The organism is Mesorhizobium sp. M0910, from assembly GCF_040319465.1.
Classification (GTDB): domain Bacteria; phylum Pseudomonadota; class Alphaproteobacteria; order Rhizobiales; family Rhizobiaceae; genus Mesorhizobium.
This window is the reverse complement of the sequence record NZ_JAMYNZ010000009.1, coordinates 127,196-144,104: the sequence shown is the minus strand read 5'-3', so window position 1 is coordinate 144,104 and position 16,909 is coordinate 127,196. Positions and strand designations below refer to the sequence as shown.

The following is a 16,909-nucleotide window of genomic DNA, read 5'->3' as shown; positions in this document are numbered from 1 at the left end:
ATGAACATTTCCGCAATCAGGGACATGAAGGACTGGCCGTGGCTGGTGCTGCTTTCCGTCATCGGCTTTGTGTTCGTCGGCATCTTTGCCCCGGTGATCATGCCTTACGATCCAAGCGCGCAGGATTATTCGGCGACATTGGAGGGCATTAGCTGGAGCCACTGGCTCGGCACCGACTATCTCGGCCGTGATGTCCTCAGCCGCATCGTCGGCGGCGCCCGCATCTCCTTGGTGGCGATGGTGATCGTGCTTGTCGCCGCGCTGGCGATCGGCGTCACGATCGGCTCCTTCGCCGGCTATGTCGGCGGCCGTGTCGAGCTCGTCCTTATCAGCATCATCGATATTGCGCTGGCACTTCCCAGCCTGGTGATCGCGCTGGCGTTGATCGGCATTCTGGGCACCGGCTACTGGTCGATGATCACGGCGCTCACCCTGGCGTGGTGGGCGAACTATGCCCGCATGAGCCGCGCCGTCGTCACCGCCGAGCTGCAGCAGCCCTATATCGAGGCGGCCCGCGTGATGGGCGCCGGTCATCTCTGGATTTTTGTTCGCCATATCCTGCCGCATGTGCTTGCCCTCGTCGTGGTCTATGCAAGCGCCGACGCCGGCGCGCTTGTGCTGGCCATCGCTACGCTCAGCTTTCTCGGACTTGGCGTCGCACCGCCGACACCGGAATGGGGTCAGATGCTGGTCGACGGCATGAGCTACATCGAGGAGGTACCGCGCCTCGTCGTGCTGCCCGGTCTGGCGCTGACGCTGGTCGTGGTCAGCTTTAACCTTCTGGGCGAAGCCTTCGCATTGCAAAAGGTGCCGCGGCCGGTTCGCGGCGCGACCTTGCGCAGACGCCGAAAGGCGCGCGCTCGCGAAGAAGCCGAGCGTAACGCCGTCGAAACGGGAACGACTTCAGCATGAGCGACGCTCAGCCGATCTATTCGATCGAAGATTTGGTCATCGACCTCTACGCCACCACCGTTTCGGTGCGGGCGGTGGACGGGGTGTCGTTCAACGTCCGTCCCGGAGAAACGGTCGCGGTCGTCGGCGAAAGCGGTTCGGGAAAGACCGTAATGACGCTCGGTCCGCTCGGCCTGCTGCCCGAGGGCGTGACCGTGGACATGAAGGGATCGGCGCGAGCCGACGGAAGCGAACTGCTCAGCATCGGTTCACGGCAATTGTCGGACCTGCGCGGGCGCTATTTCGGCGTGATTTTCCAGGACCCGATGAGCGCGTTGAACCCGATGCTGAAAATCGGCCCGCAGCTGGCCCGCCAGGCCCGCCGCTTCGCCGGCCTGTCGCATGAGGCCGCGCGCAAGGAAGCGGTCTCGCTTCTGGCACGCTCCGGCATTCCGGACCCTGAGGATCGCTACAACCGCTATCCGCACGAAATGTCGGGCGGCATGCTGCAGCGCGCGATGATCGCGCTGGCGCTGGCGGCCCGGCCGCGCGTGCTGATCGCAGACGAGCCGACCACGGCGCTGGACGCCACGGTCCAGGCGCAAATCCTGGAGCTCATCCGTCAGATCCAGCGCGAGGATGGCATCGCGGTCGTGCTGATCACGCACGATATCGGCGTGGTCGCCTCCGTCGCCGACCGCGTCATCGTGCTTTACGCCGGCCAGGTGGCGGAGGAGGGGACCGCGATGGATGTGCTGACCCGGCCGGTCCATCCCTATACGCGCGGGCTGCTCGCATCGGTGCCGGATTTTCGCGCCGACGAACGCGCGGCGACCCGCGAGATACCGGGCCTGCCGCCAAACCAGATCCGGCTGGAACCGGGTTGCCGGTTTGCCGAGCGCTGCGAATTGGTCGAAGCCGGTTGCCGGCAGCACCGGCCGCCGTTGCAGACGATATCCGCGTCGACAAGCCCGCACCGCGTGGCTTGCCCGGTCGTGCTGAAACGAGAGGGGATCGCCGTCCATGTCTAATGCCGCGGCGATCGAGGTCAGGGGATTGAAGGTGCATTTCGCCAACCGGTCGGGTGTCGGCGCGGTGCGGGCGGTCGATGGCATAGACCTGACGGTCGCGCGTGGCGCGTTCCACGGCATCGTCGGCGAGTCCGGCTGCGGCAAGACCACGCTGGCCCGTACCATCGTCGGTTTGCAGAAGGAGAGCGAAGGCACCGTGCTGATTGGAGGAAGGAATCGCGCCGAATGGCTGAAATCGGACAGGAAGTCGTTCAGCCGCGAAGTCCAGTTCGTCTTCCAGGACCCGCTGGGATCGATGAGCCGCCGCCAGTCCGTCTATCAGACATTGGAGGAACCGCTGCAGATCCATCGCTTCGGTTCATCAGTCGAGCGCCGGCGCCGCATCGCCGAGCTTCTGGACCTGGTTGCGCTGCCTGAGACGGTGCTCGATCGGCTTCCACGCTCGCTTTCCGGAGGCCAGCGCCAGCGCGTTTCGATTGCGCGCGCGCTCGCGCTGAAGCCGTCCATACTGGTCTGCGATGAGCCACTCAGCGCGCTCGACGTTTCGATCCGGGCGCAGATCGTCAACCTGTTCACGTCGCTGCAGAAACAGCTTGGCCTGACCATTGTCATTGTCGCGCATGACCTGGCGATCGTGCGCGAGGTCTGCTCGGACGTGACGGTGATGTATCTCGGCCGCATCTCGGAAGCCGGCCTGACCCGCCCGCTGTTTCGCGAGCCGGCCCATCCCTACAGCCAGGCGCTGCTGTCGGCTGTTCCTTCTCCCGATCCCCGCATCGAAGCTGGACGCCGCCGGATCATTCTCGCCGGCGATCCGCCAAGCCCGAGCGCGCCGCCTCCGGGGTGTCGATTCAACACGCGCTGTCCGGTGGCGATCGATGTCTGCCGTGTCGAGGAACCGATGCTGCGATCGGTGCCGCATGGCGGCGTTGCAGCCTGTCATCTGGCTGATAGCGCGGGTCGCCCTGTTATCTGAAAGATGTCGTTTCTGCGCCTGAACGTTTCGCGAAGCTGACCGTGGTCTCGGCGTCCTGCGCGAGCCTTTCAGGGTCTTCCTGCTGCTTGTCGCCGTCGCTAAGGTCGGCCGCTATCTGGTTCTTGCCGCCGTGACCCTGAGCGTGATCTAATCTCACGAAGCTTCTCGAAGCTGAGCTGGTTAGGTCGGCTGGTTCGAAGAGCCCTGTATGATGCGCGCGGACGGGAAGCGCTAGCTCTTTTTGACGGCGACCTTGTCGAGGGCTGCGCGCAGGCCTTTTGCCAGCTTCTGCGTATCGCGCGACCGGCAAACCAAGCTACGGCGCAGCGCTCCAGCCAACATCGACATTGTTAAGACATTCCTGTGGCCGCGCGCCAGGCCTGCACAACGAAGCTGTGCTGGTTCCAGATCATCAGCGCTCCACTCACAGCCATGAGCGCGACCACTAGGCGGCGGAACTGTCGTCCACTCAGGTGTTCGAGCCAGGGCTTGGCCAGCAGATTGGCAAGCGCGGCGCCCAAACCCGCGGCTAAGCCGTACATGACCGCCTGACCACCGAGCGCGCCGAGTCCGGTGAATACTGCGATCTTGACGACATCGGTCACAAACGAGTTCACCGATTTCGTGGCGACCAACGTCTCCTTCTCCGAACCGTAGTTCAGATAGAGCGAATTCAAGACGGGTCCCACCGTGCCCATCAGCGCCGACAACAGCGCGACGATCAGGCCGGCCGGGAGGAACCACCAGCGGCGGGCTCGGTAGCTCCGCTCGCGCGCCCCGCCGCGAAATTCCCAGACTGCACTGATCAGATAGATCCCTATGAGTATCTGGAGCCATTCCGCCCGACTGTTAGCGAACAGCCAGGAGCCCGCCGCGGCGCCGGCGATGGCGCCGGGCAGGTACCAACGGACCAGGCTCCAATCGATGTCGCGCCGAAAGGCCAGGGCGCGGACGGGATTGCCGATGAGCTCGGTCAAGGTGATGACCGGCGCAACCGCCGCGCTCCCTGTGATGGAAGTCACGGCGGGGATCAGCAATAGACCTCCGCCTCCGGCCGAGAGGGTGTTCAGCGTCCAGGTGAGGAACCCCGCCAACGCCAGGAGGCCTAGTCTAATCCAGTCCATCGGATCAGAACGAAGCGGGCCTCCGATCGTTCCGAACGCATCGGTTCGCAAAAACCCGGCCCGCCTTTTGAGTCTCGTGTGCGATGGAAATAATCACCCGTTACCGGGCCAAACGCGGGCGCCCGGAAGACCGGACTCCGGCGCACCTTACCGCCGATAGCTTTGAAAGCTGGTTGAAAGCGTACCGGCTAACCAGCCGGAGTTACGGTGAAGTCATCAAAATACACGTGACTGTCGGCCTTCGACCACAAGCCAACACGCCCGGTCACCGGCTCAGGCAGCGTGTCCTGCAGGTAGAGCTTGCCGTCGACATAGCCTTCGACCTTGGTGCCGGCGATGCGCACCTTCAGGTCGTGCCATTCATGGGTTGAGGTTGGGGTGTTCTTGACCCAGGTCACCGACGAGCGTTTCCCCTTTTCGAACCTCCACAAGACAAGATTGTTCTCCAGAGGGTTGGCGCGAATCGTGAGATAGTCGCCATTGGGCTTAAGGTTGAACAATATCCCTGCACCCTGGTCGATGCGGCCGCTGATGCCTTCGAAGCGGACGCTAATCTCTCCATCGCGGAAATCTGGCGTGCGTTCAAAGACCGCGTAGGGGAAGTATGCATAAGCCTGGACGCGGTCGAGAAACTCGGCATACCGCTCCCCATAGAGCGCCCGTGCCTTGTCGGCGAGGCCGGCGGAGGTCTGCCCCTCCTTCCATTGGCGGCCATCGACGGCCAACACCTTGTTGTCGCCTTCAGTTTCAATCCGCCAAATGCCCACCACGCCGGGCATAGCCTTCGAATCTGCGCCAACTTCCTCGTCCGAAAAGTTCACGATGCTGCGCTGGCCGGCAGAAGCTGGCAGCAGCAAGGCCACCAGGCCGGCAGCTGCGGCGACTGTCACGAGGCTATGTGAGATTTTCACGGCTGATCTCCTTCTGGCTTGAAGCGTATTCGATGGTCGGTACCCGGCGGCACCGCCACCAGGCGACCCCGATGAGCAGCGGCAGGCCGCCAAGGAACCAGGGAAGCGCGATCCAGGGCGCGGCGACGAGCGGATAACCTGGATAGTCGTCGGTTCCTGTGACCGGTGCGAGCAGGGGCACGTTTGCGAGCCCGTAGAGGAGCGGCAGAATTTCCTCGGTGCCCGTCGATCGGCTGACAGCCGACCGGCCGCCGTAGCTGTACTCCACTTCACCATACGACTCGTCGCTTGCGCTGCCGACAGCGCTCTGCTGGTCGCCTGCAGGACGGATGATAATCCGGGGAATGATCCGCTCGAGCTTCGACAGGATGCTGGTCTGCAAATCCGCATACCGGGGGTCTTCAGGTATCAGGTGAACGGTGATGGTCAGCTGCTTGCTGAGCTGCGCCAGCGCCTGCTCGTCGGCTAGCGAGAAAGAGTTCCGCCGGTCCTCGGTCGAATCCACCGACCATCTGATCTGGGCTGCAGCGACCAGCACAAGGCAGGTCGCCGCGATGCAGACGACCGAACGTGCAACCTTGGTGCGCAGGGCAACGCCCATCGGGAGCCAAATGGTAGCGAGCGCAGCAAAACCAAGAATCGCAGCGAGCACCCCGACGACAAGACTGATCGACAGCAATCCGAGCTCAAAGGTGTGCAGCGTTTGGGTGAGCGACAGCCACGACGACCAGCCAAGGAGGTCGGGTTGGCTGGCCGCCGCGAAGTCGATGACCCACGATCCAATCGTGAAACCGAGCGTGACAATCGCGGCGGTTGCCGCGCTCTCGGCAAGCGCGGCTGCGAACAATGCAATGGCGCCGACCAGTAGCCCGTAGAGCAAATGTCCGAGAACAAGATTCAGCGTCTCGGCAACGAACAGGTGTCCGCCCATGAACTCCCAAATCGCGAGCGCAGAGATCGCAGGCACCGCGGCAATGAGCCAAGCTGCCAAGACGGCAACCAGCTTCGCGCCAATCAAGGTCGGCGTTCGATAGGGCAGTTGGATCAGGAGCCGCAAGGCGCCGGACTCCTTTTCGTTGCCGAGCACGCGTATGGCAACAAAGGGAAACAGCAGTGTGACGGCGACGTAGAAGCCACCGAACGTCGGGACCAACACGCCGTCAAGCGGTGATAGCGCGCTCGCGAGCCCCGACGCGTCGAGCGCCGTGGCGCTCGCGTTGCTATAGAGCGATACGGCCTGAAAGAAGCTGAAGCCGATGAGAGGGCAGAGTATCAGCAGCATTATCCAGAGCGGCCGGCCGCTCGCCATTTCCCGCAGCTACTTGGCCAGCAAGGGGCCGAAGGGAGCGCCGAGCGGTACGGCTGCCTCAGGTGAGCGCAAGGAAAACCTCCTCCAACCCACCGGAGGAAATTCCCGCACGCGCCCGCAGGTCGCTCAGGGATCCGATGCCGCGTACGCGGCCGTCCGCGAGCAAGACGAAACGGTCGCATATGCGCTCGGCATCGAGCAGTTGGTGTATCGCGAGGACGAGGCTGCGCCCCTGCGCCGCGACCTTGCGAAGCACGCTCATGATCTCGCGGGTCTGTCGTAAGTCGAAGCCGTCAAAGGGCTCGTCCATCAGCAGCAAGGGATGCGGCGTGATCAGGGCAAGCGCCAGCATCAGTCGACGGGCATACCCCTTGGACAATTCAGACACGCGCTTGATTAACACCGGTGCAAGTCCGACGGCCCCGACTGTCTCCGCGACGTCGAGGTGCGATGTCCGGTAGACATCAGCGAAGAACGCAAGAACATGTTCGACGTACTGGTCGCGCCAGGGCCGCAGGCCGTCGGGAAGGAAGAAGATCGACCTGCGGCGCGATGCAGGCGGCAGAGAGGCGCCGTGCCGGAGAATCGTTCCCGAGTCGGCCGGAAGAAGGCCGGCGATCGCTTCCAACAGCGTAGTCTTGCCGGCGCCGTTCGGCCCGATAAGACCGAGAACTTCGCCGGCCTCCACGTTGAAGGCAACATCCGCCAACGCGGTTTGCTCGCCATAGCGCTTGGTCAACGCACCGACCTGAAGGGCATATCCTCCCTCTTGCCGTGTAGCGATTTGCGCCTTGTCAGACATCCGGCTTCGCATCAACATCGGCTGATTCCCTCCCGGCGTGCGATCGCGCGGAGGCCCAATATCTAGCTCTTCTTGACGGCGACTTTATCGAGGGCCGCGCGCAGGCCTTTTGCCAGCTTCTGCGCGTCGTCATTCGCCCAGAAATGCATGAAGAAGAGCCGCGGCTCTTCATCGAGCATGTGGCTGTGCAGGGCGGTAATCTCGATGCCGTTATCCTGCATTGCCTTGAGAACCGGATTGACCTCCTTGGCGGTCAGCACAAAATCACCCGTGATCGCTGCTTTGCCACCGCCCGTCGACTGGAAGTTGATCGCTAAGGCCGAGCCCAGGGCGGCCGGCACGTCCATACCATTTTCCTTGACCGGTTCGGCGCGCGGGATACTGAACTGGTAGACGCCGCCATTGACCTTACCTTTGTAGCCAATGGCCTTGTCGACGGCCGCCGTGTCGATCGGCTGGGTGGATGCTTCCGATTGCGAGGCACCGGACGCGGCATTCTCCATCGGGGTCTTTGTCAACGCCAATCCGGCATGAAGCGCAGTGGCGAGCGTGACGGGATCACCCTGGCCGAACACGTGCATGTAGAGCGTCATCGGCTCCGCGCGCAGCAGGTGGTTGTGCACTGCAGTGATCTCGATCCCACCTTCTTGTAGCTTCTTCATGACCGGGTTCACCTCGTCCTGCGTCAGAACGATGTCGCCCATGACCATCGCCTGGTTCACCATTGGCTCGAACGCGATCCAGCCTCCGAGCGCAAATCCTGGCTTCAGGGATATCCCATCGAGGGATACTTTCAGGTCGGTTCGTGGCAAGCCCACCCTGTAAACGCCGCCAGGCATTTCCGTTCCGGATTTGCCAAGTGTCTGCGCGACTATTTGCCAATTGGGTGCAGCCGATGCCGGTTCGAGCAGCGCCGAGACCGCAATCAGCATTGCGCCGCTCATGAGTTTTGCTTGCATGGGAGTTCTCCTTGTGATCTGCCCCCAATCGCCCACCGGTCAAGCCACAGCTGGTTTCATGGCAGGTGGCCAGCTGTGCGTCTCCGCCTTGCGGCGCGAAGCCCAGGCATAGAGCGCGTCGTAGATGACGAAGCCGTGCTTCAGCACTTCCTGGTCGTCGGGCGTCACGTCCCTGAGCCCCATCGAGATCGCAAGCAGCCCCGCAGACTGTGGCGTCAAATCGTGCCGATCGGTGTCGGCGCCGCGCACGATCGAGGCGATCGTCACGATCGCCGGATCGCGCTCGAGGCCGTATTTCGAGACGAAGGTATCGAAACTGCAGCCGTCACCCACATGCGTGAACTCGACACCGGGCACGTCATACGGTGTAGCGCCAGTCTCCTGGGCAACCGGGATCACCCGATCCGGCGGCACGAACAGGAATTCTGGCTCCTTGTCGATGAAGCGGGCGATCAGCCAGGGACAAGCAATACGGTCGATGACCGGACGTTCGCGGGTAACCCATTTCATGGCCTTGTCTCCCTTTTGGTTGGCGCCACACAGCGCGGCCTACTGCTGCGATACCAACAACGCTACGCTTGGATGAAGAATGATACAAGTGTTACATATTATTTAGCCCGTGATACGGTTCATTTATGAGTGATGGCGAACCGAATGGAACAGCGCTGGCTGCTCCTTATCCATCAGCCCATCAGCTGCCGAGCAAGCCGGCCTTCCGGGTGAAGATCTGATGGCGCGCACCGAAATCCTGCGAGCCAAGGCGGGACATGTTCTGGACATCGGCGCCGCGCTGGCGGTTACCCTGCTCGGCCGCTGATCCGGAGATAGGTTTTCGATCTTGGCCGACCCGTGTTTGGGGTCCGCCGTGACATCGACTGGATCGATGCCAACGGCAGTTCCCAAGAGATGTGCCGTTCGGCCCCGCCAGGATCGACGAGTATGGCAACTTCGACGGAACCGCCACCCAGGCCGACCTTCCCACCGCCGTCGCGCCGCCAACCCGAGCGCTGCGCCGAAGTTCTTCACTCGATACATCATCGCTGCCATCAATCGCGAGCGCGCGGCGGTCGCGTGACTCCTGTGGCGACTGCAACAGACTATTGCTGTGTGTTGAGCGCCCGCCTCAAGCTCTGCGCCAACGCCTGAGCATTGCCGATGCCCCAGTAGTGCAAGAAGATGATCCGCGGGTCTTCAAAGAACATGTGATTGTGCACCGCGATCACTTCAATCGCTCCAGCTTGCAGTTCACGGATGACCGAACGGACTTCATTTTCCAGCATCGCAAAGTCGCCGCAGACCGCGGCGCGCTCGTCCGTGCCCTGAAAGGCTAGCCATGTGTTGTAGCCCATTGCCGCATCAATATTGAGCTCGCCACAGCGTGTGCAGACGACGGGCACGGATGGGCGCCCCAGGACAAACTTGAGCACGCCGTCCTTGCTCTCGCCCTTGTGCTCGACAATCGCCTCAAGCGGCGGCGCGTCCAAGCTACTGTTCACTTTCTTCATGGCAGGTTCGACAGGATGCTTCTGGCGCACGATTTTTATCGCTTCAAAAATCCTATGCGCTCCTGTCGCTAACGCAGTTTCATCAGCCGTACCCTCGACATGCATAAACATCACGCGCGGCTGTTCGCGGACGAAATGATTGTGTAGGGCTGTTACGTACAGGTTCGCCTGGATCGCTGCGGCCATCGCGTCCTCGATTTCATCTTCGAGCACGACGATGTCGCCCATCAACGTGGCATGATGTGCCCCCTGTTTAAAACTGACCCAGGAGGTGAGGCCCATAAACGGAATGATCTCAAAGCCGTCCAGGGTCACTCTCATTTCACTGCGCGGGACCGATAACTTGAGCACGTCCCCCGTGGTCTGTCCCTTCAGTCCGGTAAGGGATTCAATAGCTTGGGTATTGAGCATCTTAGACCTCCTCGTTTCATCTAGCACTAGCCGAAACCAAATTTCGGTTGGCGCCGCACAATGAATCGAGTGCCGAACGCCATCGCGAGCGTCACCATTCCAATTATAAGGTGCAGGAGTGGTATGAAAAAGAGCAGTGTGAAGCAGCAAGCCAGGCCCAACCAAGCGAAGAAGGGCGAGAATAGGCGCTGCTCCTTGCTTAAGTGCAGAGCCGCGTAGTGGGTAATGGCAAACCAAACCAGCAGGTAAAAGCTGGCGAGCGGCAAAACCTGACGCAGGTCGAACACCAGCACCACTGCAAAGACGAGCACGCCGACGGCAAGTACTGCGTGACGCGGCACCTTGAAGCGCGGATGGACCTCGCCGAGCCATTTCGGCAATTCGTGCGCCTCGCCCATCGCGAGCGCCACACGCGAGACGCTGAGCAGATCGCTAACGAGTTCGTTAATCGATGCTGTCCATGCGGCCCCCAGGATCAGCCAGCCGCCCCACGACCCGATAGCCTGCATACCTGCCTTGAAGAGAGGTACGTCATCTTTGGCCATTTCCTCTGCGCCAAGCACCCCCAGAGTAGTAGCGGCCACGGCGTAGTAGACGACGGCGGCGATCGCAATGCCGCCTAGAATGGAGAAGGGAATGGCCTTTCGGGGATCCCGAATTTCGCCCGCCATAATGGCGGTGCGCATGAAGCCGTCCCAAGCCCAGAAGAAGATCGCGGCGCCCGCCATAAATGCGAATGGCCCCTTATCCAGTGTCGGGGCCAAACGAGCGACTTCTACATGCGGAGCCGCGAAGAAGACGAATACGCCCAGCAGCGCAACGATGACCAGCATCAGGCCAATAATGACTTTGCTCGTGAAGGAGATACCGAAGGAATTCAGTGCCATGACAACGAGTACAACCGCGCCAGCCGTCAAATGTAGGGGCAGGCCAGGAATAAGTTGTGCTGAGTAATAAGCGAAGGCGAGCGATACCACGCTCGTGCCCACAATGCCCTGTCCAACATAGCAACAGCCAGCAAGGAAGGCGACCGTGTCGAGACGGAACGCTCGTGCCCAGATGAACGCACCGCCATGTCTGGGGAAATTGACGCCGAGCTGCGCGCCGCTGATACCTGTGGCCAAGCATACCAGCCCTCCTGGAATCATCGCCAGGAGAAGGGCGGGACCGGCCCGCTCGGCGGTCGCACCAAGGGCACCGAAAATACCCGTCCCGATAATCATGCCGGCAGTCATGAGCCTAGCTGCGGTGCGTCCAAGGGTCCGAGTCGCGGATGATCCTGACTGGGTAGCCCCACCCGAAGCTCTCATTTCGGCACCTCCTGTCAGGCGTCAGCGGGACAGTCTGCGAGACCGCCAACGCTACGCCTGAACAAATAATGATACAAGTGTTGCATTTAATCTTGCACGTGATACGGTTCACTTATGAGTGAGGGGGAAACGACGGAACAGCGCTGGCTGCTCCTTATCCATCGGCTGCCGAGCAAGCCGGCCTATTTCCGGGTGAAGATCTGGCGGCGGCTGCAAGGCATCGGCGCGGTCGCGGTAAAAAGCACCGTCTATGCACTGCCGGCCAATGCCGAGACGCAGGAGGATTTCGAGTGGCTCCTGAAGGAGATCGTCGCGGGTGGTGGCGAGGCGATGGTGTGCGAGGCGCGTCTCATCGACGGATTGTCGGATGCCGAGGTCCAAGCGCTGTTCGATGCGGCGCGTGATGCCGACTATGCGGAGATCGCCAAGGAAGCGCGTGGTCTCGCCGCCGAGATCGGCGCGAACGCCACGCCGGAAAAGCGTGCGGAGACACGATCGCAGCTCGGCCGAATACGCAAGCGGCTCGCCGAGGTGGACACGATCGACTTCTTCGGCGCCACGGGTCGCCTCGCGGTTGAGGGTTTGCTCGCCGAACTCGAGACGCATCTCGTGGAGGACCAGCCCATGACCGAGGAGTCAAAGGCGACTGAGCCGATTACTGACCTCAAGGGCCGGATCTGGGTGACACGCCGCGACGTGCACGTCGACCGGATGGCCTGCAGCTGGCTAATCCGTCGCTTCATTGATCCAGACGCCGTCATCCGCTTCGTCCCAGGCAAGAGCTATGCGGCAAAGCCGGGAGAGCTGCGCTTTGATATGTTTGACGGTGAGATCACCCATGAGGGCGACCGCTGCAGCTTCGAGGTGCTGCTCACCCGGGCCGGGCTTGGCGACCCGGCGCTGCAGGCCATCGCCGAGATCGTCCATGATATCGACCTCAAGGACGGCAAGTTCGGGCGCGACGAGACGACGGGCATTGCCAGCCTAATCGCGGGCATCGCCATGACGAATAAGGGCGACGAGCAGCGGATCGCGCAGGGCGGCCCGGTCTTCGACAATCTCTACCAGTATTTCCGCCAGAAGCGCGGGTGAGGGGAACCAATGACCAGCGTCCATGCCGTCCATCCGAATGCGCTGGGGGATGAACCTTCGCATGGCATCCCCTTCCGCGAAGCAGTGCGGGTCTGGGCGCGAGTCGCTGCGTTGAGTTTTGGTGGCCCGGCCGGCCAGATCGCGGTAATGCATCGCATCCTCGTTGAGGAGAAGCGCTGGATCGGCGAGACGCGGTTCCTGCATGCGCTGAACTACTGCATGCTGCTGCCAGGACCGGAGGCCCAGCAGCTCGCCGTCTACATCGGGTGGCTCCTGCATAAAACCCGAGGCGGGCTCGTGGCCGGCACGCTGTTCGTACTGCCCGGCGTCCTCGCCATCATGGCGCTGAGCTGGATCTATGCAATCTTTGGCAATGTCGGCGCGGTGCAGGCGCTTTTCTTCGGTCTGAAGGCCGCCGTCCTCGCCATCGTGCTCGAGGCGGTTATCCGGGTCGGCAAGCGGGCGCTCAAGAACAAGGTCATGATAGGCCTCGCCGCCGCCGCCTTTATCGGGCTCTTCCTGTTCCATGTCCCATTCCCGCTCATTGTCCTGACGGCCGGAGTGATCGGGTACGTCGGCGGGCGGGCCGGGCTGGCAGCGTTCATGGCGGGCAACGGCCACGGCAAGATCGGCGGCAAGCAGGTCGCCGACGCGGAATCGGCGCTCGGCGAAGGCATTCCTGCCCATGCTCGCCCGCCGGTCAGCTGGTCGTTGAAGATCGGAGGTGTGTTTCTGGTGCTATGGCTGGCACCTGTCCTCGGCCTTTTCGTGCTGTTCGGGTCCGGCAATGTCTTCGCCGATATCGCGGTCTTTTTCTCGAAGATGGCGGTCGTGACCTTCGGAGGCGCCTACGCCGTCCTCGCTTACGTGGCGCAGCAGGCTGTCGATACATATGGCTGGCTGAAGCCAGGTGAGATGCTGGACGGCCTCGGCATGGCGGAGACGACGCCTGGCCCCTTGATCATGGTGACCCAGTTCGTCGGGTTCATGGGCGCGTATCGAGCGCCGGGATCGCTTAATCCGCTGCTCGCTGGAACTTTGGGCGGCCTGCTCACCACCTGGGTCACCTTCACACCTTGCTTCCTGTGGATATTTGTCGGTGCGCCGTTCGTGGAAACGTTGCGCAGCAACAAGGCCTTGTCCGCCGCGCTGGCGACAATAACGGCAGCCGTGGTTGGCGTGATCCTGAACCTGGCGGTGTGGTTCGCGCTTCACGTCCTGTTTGGAGCACTGCGCGAGGTCAAAGGGTTCGGCATGACGGTCGATGTGCCCGCATTCAGCTCCGTCAACGTCCCGTCCCTCGTCCTGACATTGGGTGCGCTGCTAGCGGTGTTTCGCTTCAAGATCGGCATGCTCCCGGTGCTCGTCGGCTGTTCGATCCTCGGGCTGCTCTACGGGATGGCGACGGGAGCGATCTAACCCCGTGCAGCCAGCGCCCTGACCCGTGGGGTGAGGAGGTGGAGGCATCGTTGACGTTACAGTGGCTCGCGCACGGTTTGCGCAAAGCTATTTCGAAGCGGCGCTTCAGGCTGCTTCCTGCCGGTGCTGAGCCGACTGCTGCGAACCTGCTGACATCCAGGGGACTGCGGGCGTTCGGTGACGGTCTGGTCAGCATCCTGCTTCCCGCCTATCTGGCCACGCTCGGCTTCGACGCCTTCGAGATCGGAACCCTGTCGACGGCGACGCTCGCGGGCTCAGCCGTCCTCACCCTGGCTGTTGGGATCGTCGCGCATCGCTTCTCCCGTCGAGCGCTGCTGACCGCAGCGGCTGTCCTGATGATAGCAACGGGGGTCGTCTTCGCTGTCGTTCACGACTTCTGGCCGCTGCTTCTCATCGCGTTCGTCGGCACGCTGAACCCATCTTCAGGGGACGTCAGCGTGTTTCTACCGCTCGAACATGCGCAGCTTGCGCAGAGCGTCACCGACCGCGACCGCACGGCGCTCTTTGCGCGCTACAGCCTCATCGGCTCTCTCGCCGGCGCCGTCGGAGCGCTGGCCGCAGGAGCGCCCGACTTTCTCCGCGACGCCATCGGCCTGGAAATGAAGCAGGCCCTCCAGGCAGCTTTTCTATTTTATGCCTCACTTGGGTTGGCGGCGGTGCTCCTCTATCGGCGGCTGCAGTGTTTACGCACCTTCCGTCGAGCCTCTGTCTGGTGCTCATCCCGTTCATGCCGAGCGTCGCTCCGGCTATCGTTCTTCTGCTGATTAGAAGCGCGCTGTCGCAGATGGACGTACCGACCCGCACATCGTACCTCATGGCCGTGGTGACGCCCGAAGAGCGGGCTGCCGCGGCGAGCATCACCGCCGCCCCCCGCAGCCTCGCGGCGGCCGCCAGTCCAGTCCTCGCAGGGGCTCTCCTTGCCGTCTCCAGCTTCGGCTGGCCCCTGATCATCGCCGGTGGGCTGAAAATTATCTACGACCTTCTGCTGCTCGCGACATTTCGCAGTGTTCGCCCTCCAGAGGAGCACGGGGGCGGGAGGAATGACATGTCAGTCGGCCATGATCGAACTGGCAACGACGCGCGGGTTTCCTGGTGGCGTTGAAGGCAGGACCACCAGCCGGACAAATTGCTTACGTCCGCCGGCAACGAGGATGTAGAGACGCGAGAACTCCTCCGTATCGCGGTCTTCGGCAATCTTCTCGGCATCCGTACGGGTGAAGAAACTCTTCCGAAATGCCTCTTCATCGATATCGGGAAATGCCAGCGTACACGTCTGCACCGGTTTGCCGCTCATCGTTGCCTTGGTAGTGCCGATGATGGTTCCTGCTGGCAATCCTTCCTCCGCTTCGGCCACCAGCCATGCCTCCACTGAGGTTGGATTAGCGATTGGCGCGAGTTCGCCGAAGCCTGCTTCGGCAATAAGTGTCCACCTGCGTTCGTGCGCGGTCTCTATCATGCGCTCGAAATTGGGACCCTCGGCCAGACAGGTACGGTGAAATTGTTCGACAGCCTGATCCGCATCACTGGCGGCCTGCGCCGGCGACATCGTCAGACCCAAGATGGTCCCTGCCAACGTTAGAAATCGGAACATGTCTATCTCGCGTAGCTGATGTGGACGAACCACTTATCCTGAACGGGCTACGACACTCGTTGTTCCGGACTGTCGGCGCCTGCATGGCCGGTATCTTGATGGAGGCGCGAAGCGCCTGCGCAGTTGATGCAATGTTCAGGCATCTGGCAACTGATGGAACCATGCCGCACTGGGTTTCGATGACGGACCCTGCTACAGACCCACTCACACCGCCGGGCGGGACCATTCGATCTCGTGCTGAGTTCCTGGAGACATCTCCCGGCGCTCGCCGAGGAACCTGCATGTCGTGCTCGCCGGCAACCAGCGCCGGTGGTTTTTCGGGCACTTGGCCTATGTCCCAGTCCACTGTGGAAACTTGTTAAAATCCCTTACGGCAAAGGTTTTCGAGGTCCGCTTTTGCCATTCCCTCGAAGCCCAGCGCGGGAAGAATATCATTATCTCCCTTAAGATCGCGACCGTAAGCCGCCGAGAATATGGCAATTCCAGATTCATGGAGAATCGCTGAATTTCCGCTGATCTTCCCCAACAAAACGGTCGGCAGCAGCCCGAACGGAACGTCCTCGAGAATATAGCGGCTTTCGATGGTTGACGGGCCGAAGCCGCCGCGGCCTTGGCGATCCATCTCCTGGTTCATTTCCGAAACGGTGGCCATGGGGACGTGAAACGACAATGAAAAATGCTCTTCAACTGTGCGCACGGCAATTCCAAAACGGGCGGCGATCGCCAATCGTTCCGCGTCCAGAGCCTCGATAAAGCGGCCGACAGCCGGGGTGACGTTTCCGGCCTGGCTCCACTGTTCTCCCTTCTCCATGCGTGTGAGATTAAGAAGAGCGATCCCGAGATGGTTCTGCGGATTGAGGTTGCTGAGCGCGATAGCAAGCATGCCGTCGCGCTTGACGAAACGATCGCCGAACAAGCTCGTGCAAAGCTCGAACCCTTGGTCCTGAGCACTGAAAGGCAGCGTCGCGACATCCAGTTTCTGGCGAACGGTTGCAACATCGATTTCGGCTGGCCCGCGCTGTTGCCCGGTCACGAGCGTGGTACCCCAGCCGACGATCGGCAGCCTAACCTTCCGGTCGGCAAGCCGCTTGGAGAGATACAGTGCCCCAAAGGAACTGTGCGAGCTGATGATAACCGGCGTTCCGTCCCTTAGATAAGGAGTGGCAGCGTCCATCACCATCTTGTGGCCGTAAGCCGGCAACGCGATTATGACGACGTCGGCATCGGCAATGGCGTCTTTACAATCCTTGGCGATGCGCACCTTAGTCGTTGCCTTGATAGCTCCGGTAGCCTTCAGCAATCCACCGGCGGCCAGCGCCTTGGTGCGTTCTCCGGAAGGCGACCAAAGCATAGGGTCATGTCCCGCTTCGGCCAGATAGGCGGCAAGGCCGTAAGCAATCGCTCCGGCGCCAAGAATGCTTACGCGCATAAATTCCCTCCTGTTGCGGGCCTTGCAGCCTCCATTTCTCACTAGGAGGTTCCACAAATCGGAGCCGCATCTGCCATCGTCGGCTTCTGGCGATGGGATTCCGGCCTGAGCCCGCGATTGCAACATGC

General features: G+C 61.8%; 15 protein-coding genes and 2 pseudogenes. 7 read left to right on the top strand and 10 right to left on the bottom strand.

The annotated features are described in order from the left end of the window. From NKH78_RS22865 to NKH78_RS22850, 4 genes and pseudogenes are all read left to right on the top strand, one after another. Positions 1 to 912, top strand: a complete 912-nt coding sequence (locus tag NKH78_RS22865; RefSeq protein WP_352884191.1) for an ABC transporter permease — start codon at positions 1 to 3, stop codon at positions 910 to 912. Then, the gene (locus NKH78_RS22860) at positions 909 to 1,922 is read left to right on the top strand and encodes an ABC transporter ATP-binding protein (RefSeq protein ID WP_023722128.1); all 1,014 of its coding nucleotides are present in this window, start codon (positions 909 to 911) and stop codon (positions 1,920 to 1,922) included. Before NKH78_RS22865 ends, NKH78_RS22860 begins: the two co-directional genes overlap by 4 nt. Continuing rightward, positions 1,915 to 2,898 carry an oligopeptide/dipeptide ABC transporter ATP-binding protein gene (locus NKH78_RS22855; protein ID WP_352884188.1) on the top strand — a complete coding sequence of 328 codons (984 nt, stop codon included), beginning with the start codon at positions 1,915 to 1,917 and terminating at the stop codon, positions 2,896 to 2,898. The genes NKH78_RS22860 and NKH78_RS22855 overlap by 8 nt, the downstream gene beginning before the upstream one ends. Positions 2,899 to 2,947: 49 nt before the next feature. Then, positions 2,948 to 3,049: pseudogene (locus tag NKH78_RS22850) on the top strand (YqaA family protein); the annotation flags it as partial. Between the two features lie 199 nt (positions 3,050 to 3,248). Here NKH78_RS22850 and NKH78_RS22845 read toward each other — a convergent pair. The 8 genes from NKH78_RS22845 to NKH78_RS22810 form a co-directional block, all read right to left on the bottom strand. Continuing rightward, positions 3,249 to 4,022, bottom strand: a complete 774-nt coding sequence (locus tag NKH78_RS22845) for a sulfite exporter TauE/SafE family protein (protein WP_352689249.1) — start codon at positions 4,020 to 4,022, stop codon at positions 3,249 to 3,251. A 188-nt stretch (positions 4,023 to 4,210) separates the two neighbouring features. Next, positions 4,211 to 4,933, bottom strand: coding sequence for a LamG domain-containing protein (locus tag NKH78_RS22840; protein WP_352884185.1), 723 nt, complete (start codon positions 4,931 to 4,933; stop codon positions 4,211 to 4,213). Beyond that, positions 4,917 to 6,215, bottom strand: coding sequence for an ABC transporter permease subunit (locus NKH78_RS22835; RefSeq protein WP_352884183.1), 1,299 nt, complete (start codon positions 6,213 to 6,215; stop codon positions 4,917 to 4,919). The genes NKH78_RS22840 and NKH78_RS22835 overlap by 17 nt, the downstream gene beginning before the upstream one ends. 85 nt (positions 6,216 to 6,300) lie before the next feature. Next, a complete protein-coding gene (locus NKH78_RS22830) occupies positions 6,301 to 6,981 on the bottom strand; it encodes an ABC transporter ATP-binding protein (RefSeq protein ID WP_352689200.1) in 681 nt (226 codons plus the stop codon). 125 nt (positions 6,982 to 7,106) lie between these two features. Continuing rightward, on the bottom strand, positions 7,107 to 8,003 hold the full coding sequence (locus NKH78_RS22825; protein WP_352452040.1) for a DUF1259 domain-containing protein: 897 nt from the start codon (positions 8,001 to 8,003) through the stop codon (positions 7,107 to 7,109). Positions 8,004 to 8,042: 39 nt separating this feature from the next. Beyond that, entirely contained in the window at positions 8,043 to 8,513 is a 471-nt protein-coding gene (locus NKH78_RS22820) for a chromate resistance protein ChrB domain-containing protein (protein WP_352452041.1), read from the bottom strand. 587 nt (positions 8,514 to 9,100) lie between these two features. Then, complete coding sequence (locus NKH78_RS22815) at positions 9,101 to 9,919, bottom strand: DUF1259 domain-containing protein (protein WP_352508379.1); 819 nt, start codon at positions 9,917 to 9,919, stop codon at positions 9,101 to 9,103. 26 nt (positions 9,920 to 9,945) lie between these two features. Continuing rightward, positions 9,946 to 11,154, bottom strand: coding sequence for an APC family permease (locus NKH78_RS22810; RefSeq protein ID WP_352508380.1), 1,209 nt, complete (start codon positions 11,152 to 11,154; stop codon positions 9,946 to 9,948). Between the two features lie 189 nt (positions 11,155 to 11,343). Between NKH78_RS22810 and NKH78_RS22805 the strand changes: the two genes are divergently transcribed. From NKH78_RS22805 to NKH78_RS22795, 3 genes and pseudogenes are all read left to right on the top strand, one after another. Next, a complete protein-coding gene (locus tag NKH78_RS22805; RefSeq protein WP_352508381.1) occupies positions 11,344 to 12,321 on the top strand; it encodes a chromate resistance protein ChrB domain-containing protein in 978 nt (325 codons plus the stop codon). 9 nt (positions 12,322 to 12,330) lie between these two features. Further along, positions 12,331 to 13,740, top strand: a complete 1,410-nt coding sequence (chrA, locus tag NKH78_RS22800; RefSeq protein ID WP_352884179.1) for a chromate efflux transporter — start codon at positions 12,331 to 12,333, stop codon at positions 13,738 to 13,740. A 110-nt stretch (positions 13,741 to 13,850) separates the two neighbouring features. Continuing rightward, positions 13,851 to 14,788 (top strand): annotated as a pseudogene (locus NKH78_RS22795) (MFS transporter); the annotation flags it as partial. A gap of 21 nt (positions 14,789 to 14,809) precedes the next feature. Here NKH78_RS22795 and NKH78_RS22790 read toward each other — a convergent pair. Continuing rightward, positions 14,810 to 15,352, bottom strand: a complete 543-nt coding sequence (locus NKH78_RS22790; RefSeq protein ID WP_352508383.1) for a hypothetical protein — start codon at positions 15,350 to 15,352, stop codon at positions 14,810 to 14,812. Between the two features lie 358 nt (positions 15,353 to 15,710). Further along, on the bottom strand, positions 15,711 to 16,781 hold the full coding sequence (locus NKH78_RS22785) for an NAD/NADP octopine/nopaline dehydrogenase family protein (RefSeq protein ID WP_352884175.1): 1,071 nt from the start codon (positions 16,779 to 16,781) through the stop codon (positions 15,711 to 15,713). Between the last annotated feature and the right edge of the window lie 128 nt (positions 16,782 to 16,909).

What these genes read in the sequence shown, in the direction of transcription:
- NKH78_RS22865 (WP_352884191.1), top strand. Translation starts at nt 1, where the DNA reads ATGAACATTTCCGCAATCAGGGACATGAAGGACTGGCCGTGGCTGGTG.
- NKH78_RS22860 (WP_023722128.1), top strand. Translation starts at nt 909, where the DNA reads ATGAGCGACGCTCAGCCGATCTATTCGATCGAAGATTTGGTCATCGAC.
- NKH78_RS22855 (WP_352884188.1), top strand. Translation starts at nt 1,915, where the DNA reads ATGTCTAATGCCGCGGCGATCGAGGTCAGGGGATTGAAGGTGCATTTC.
- NKH78_RS22845 (WP_352689249.1), bottom strand. Translation starts at nt 4,022, where the DNA reads ATGGACTGGATTAGACTAGGCCTCCTGGCGTTGGCGGGGTTCCTCACC.
- NKH78_RS22835 (WP_352884183.1), bottom strand. Translation starts at nt 6,215, where the DNA reads ATGCTGCTGATACTCTGCCCTCTCATCGGCTTCAGCTTCTTTCAGGCC.
- NKH78_RS22825 (WP_352452040.1), bottom strand. Translation starts at nt 8,003, where the DNA reads ATGCAAGCAAAACTCATGAGCGGCGCAATGCTGATTGCGGTCTCGGCG.
- NKH78_RS22820 (WP_352452041.1), bottom strand. Translation starts at nt 8,513, where the DNA reads ATGAAATGGGTTACCCGCGAACGTCCGGTCATCGACCGTATTGCTTGT.
- NKH78_RS22815 (WP_352508379.1), bottom strand. Translation starts at nt 9,919, where the DNA reads ATGCTCAATACCCAAGCTATTGAATCCCTTACCGGACTGAAGGGACAG.
- NKH78_RS22810 (WP_352508380.1), bottom strand. Translation starts at nt 11,154, where the DNA reads ATGACTGCCGGCATGATTATCGGGACGGGTATTTTCGGTGCCCTTGGT.
- NKH78_RS22805 (WP_352508381.1), top strand. Translation starts at nt 11,344, where the DNA reads ATGAGTGAGGGGGAAACGACGGAACAGCGCTGGCTGCTCCTTATCCAT.
- chrA (WP_352884179.1), top strand. Translation starts at nt 12,331, where the DNA reads ATGACCAGCGTCCATGCCGTCCATCCGAATGCGCTGGGGGATGAACCT.
- NKH78_RS22790 (WP_352508383.1), bottom strand. Translation starts at nt 15,352, where the DNA reads ATGTTCCGATTTCTAACGTTGGCAGGGACCATCTTGGGTCTGACGATG.
- NKH78_RS22785 (WP_352884175.1), bottom strand. Translation starts at nt 16,781, where the DNA reads ATGCGCGTAAGCATTCTTGGCGCCGGAGCGATTGCTTACGGCCTTGCC.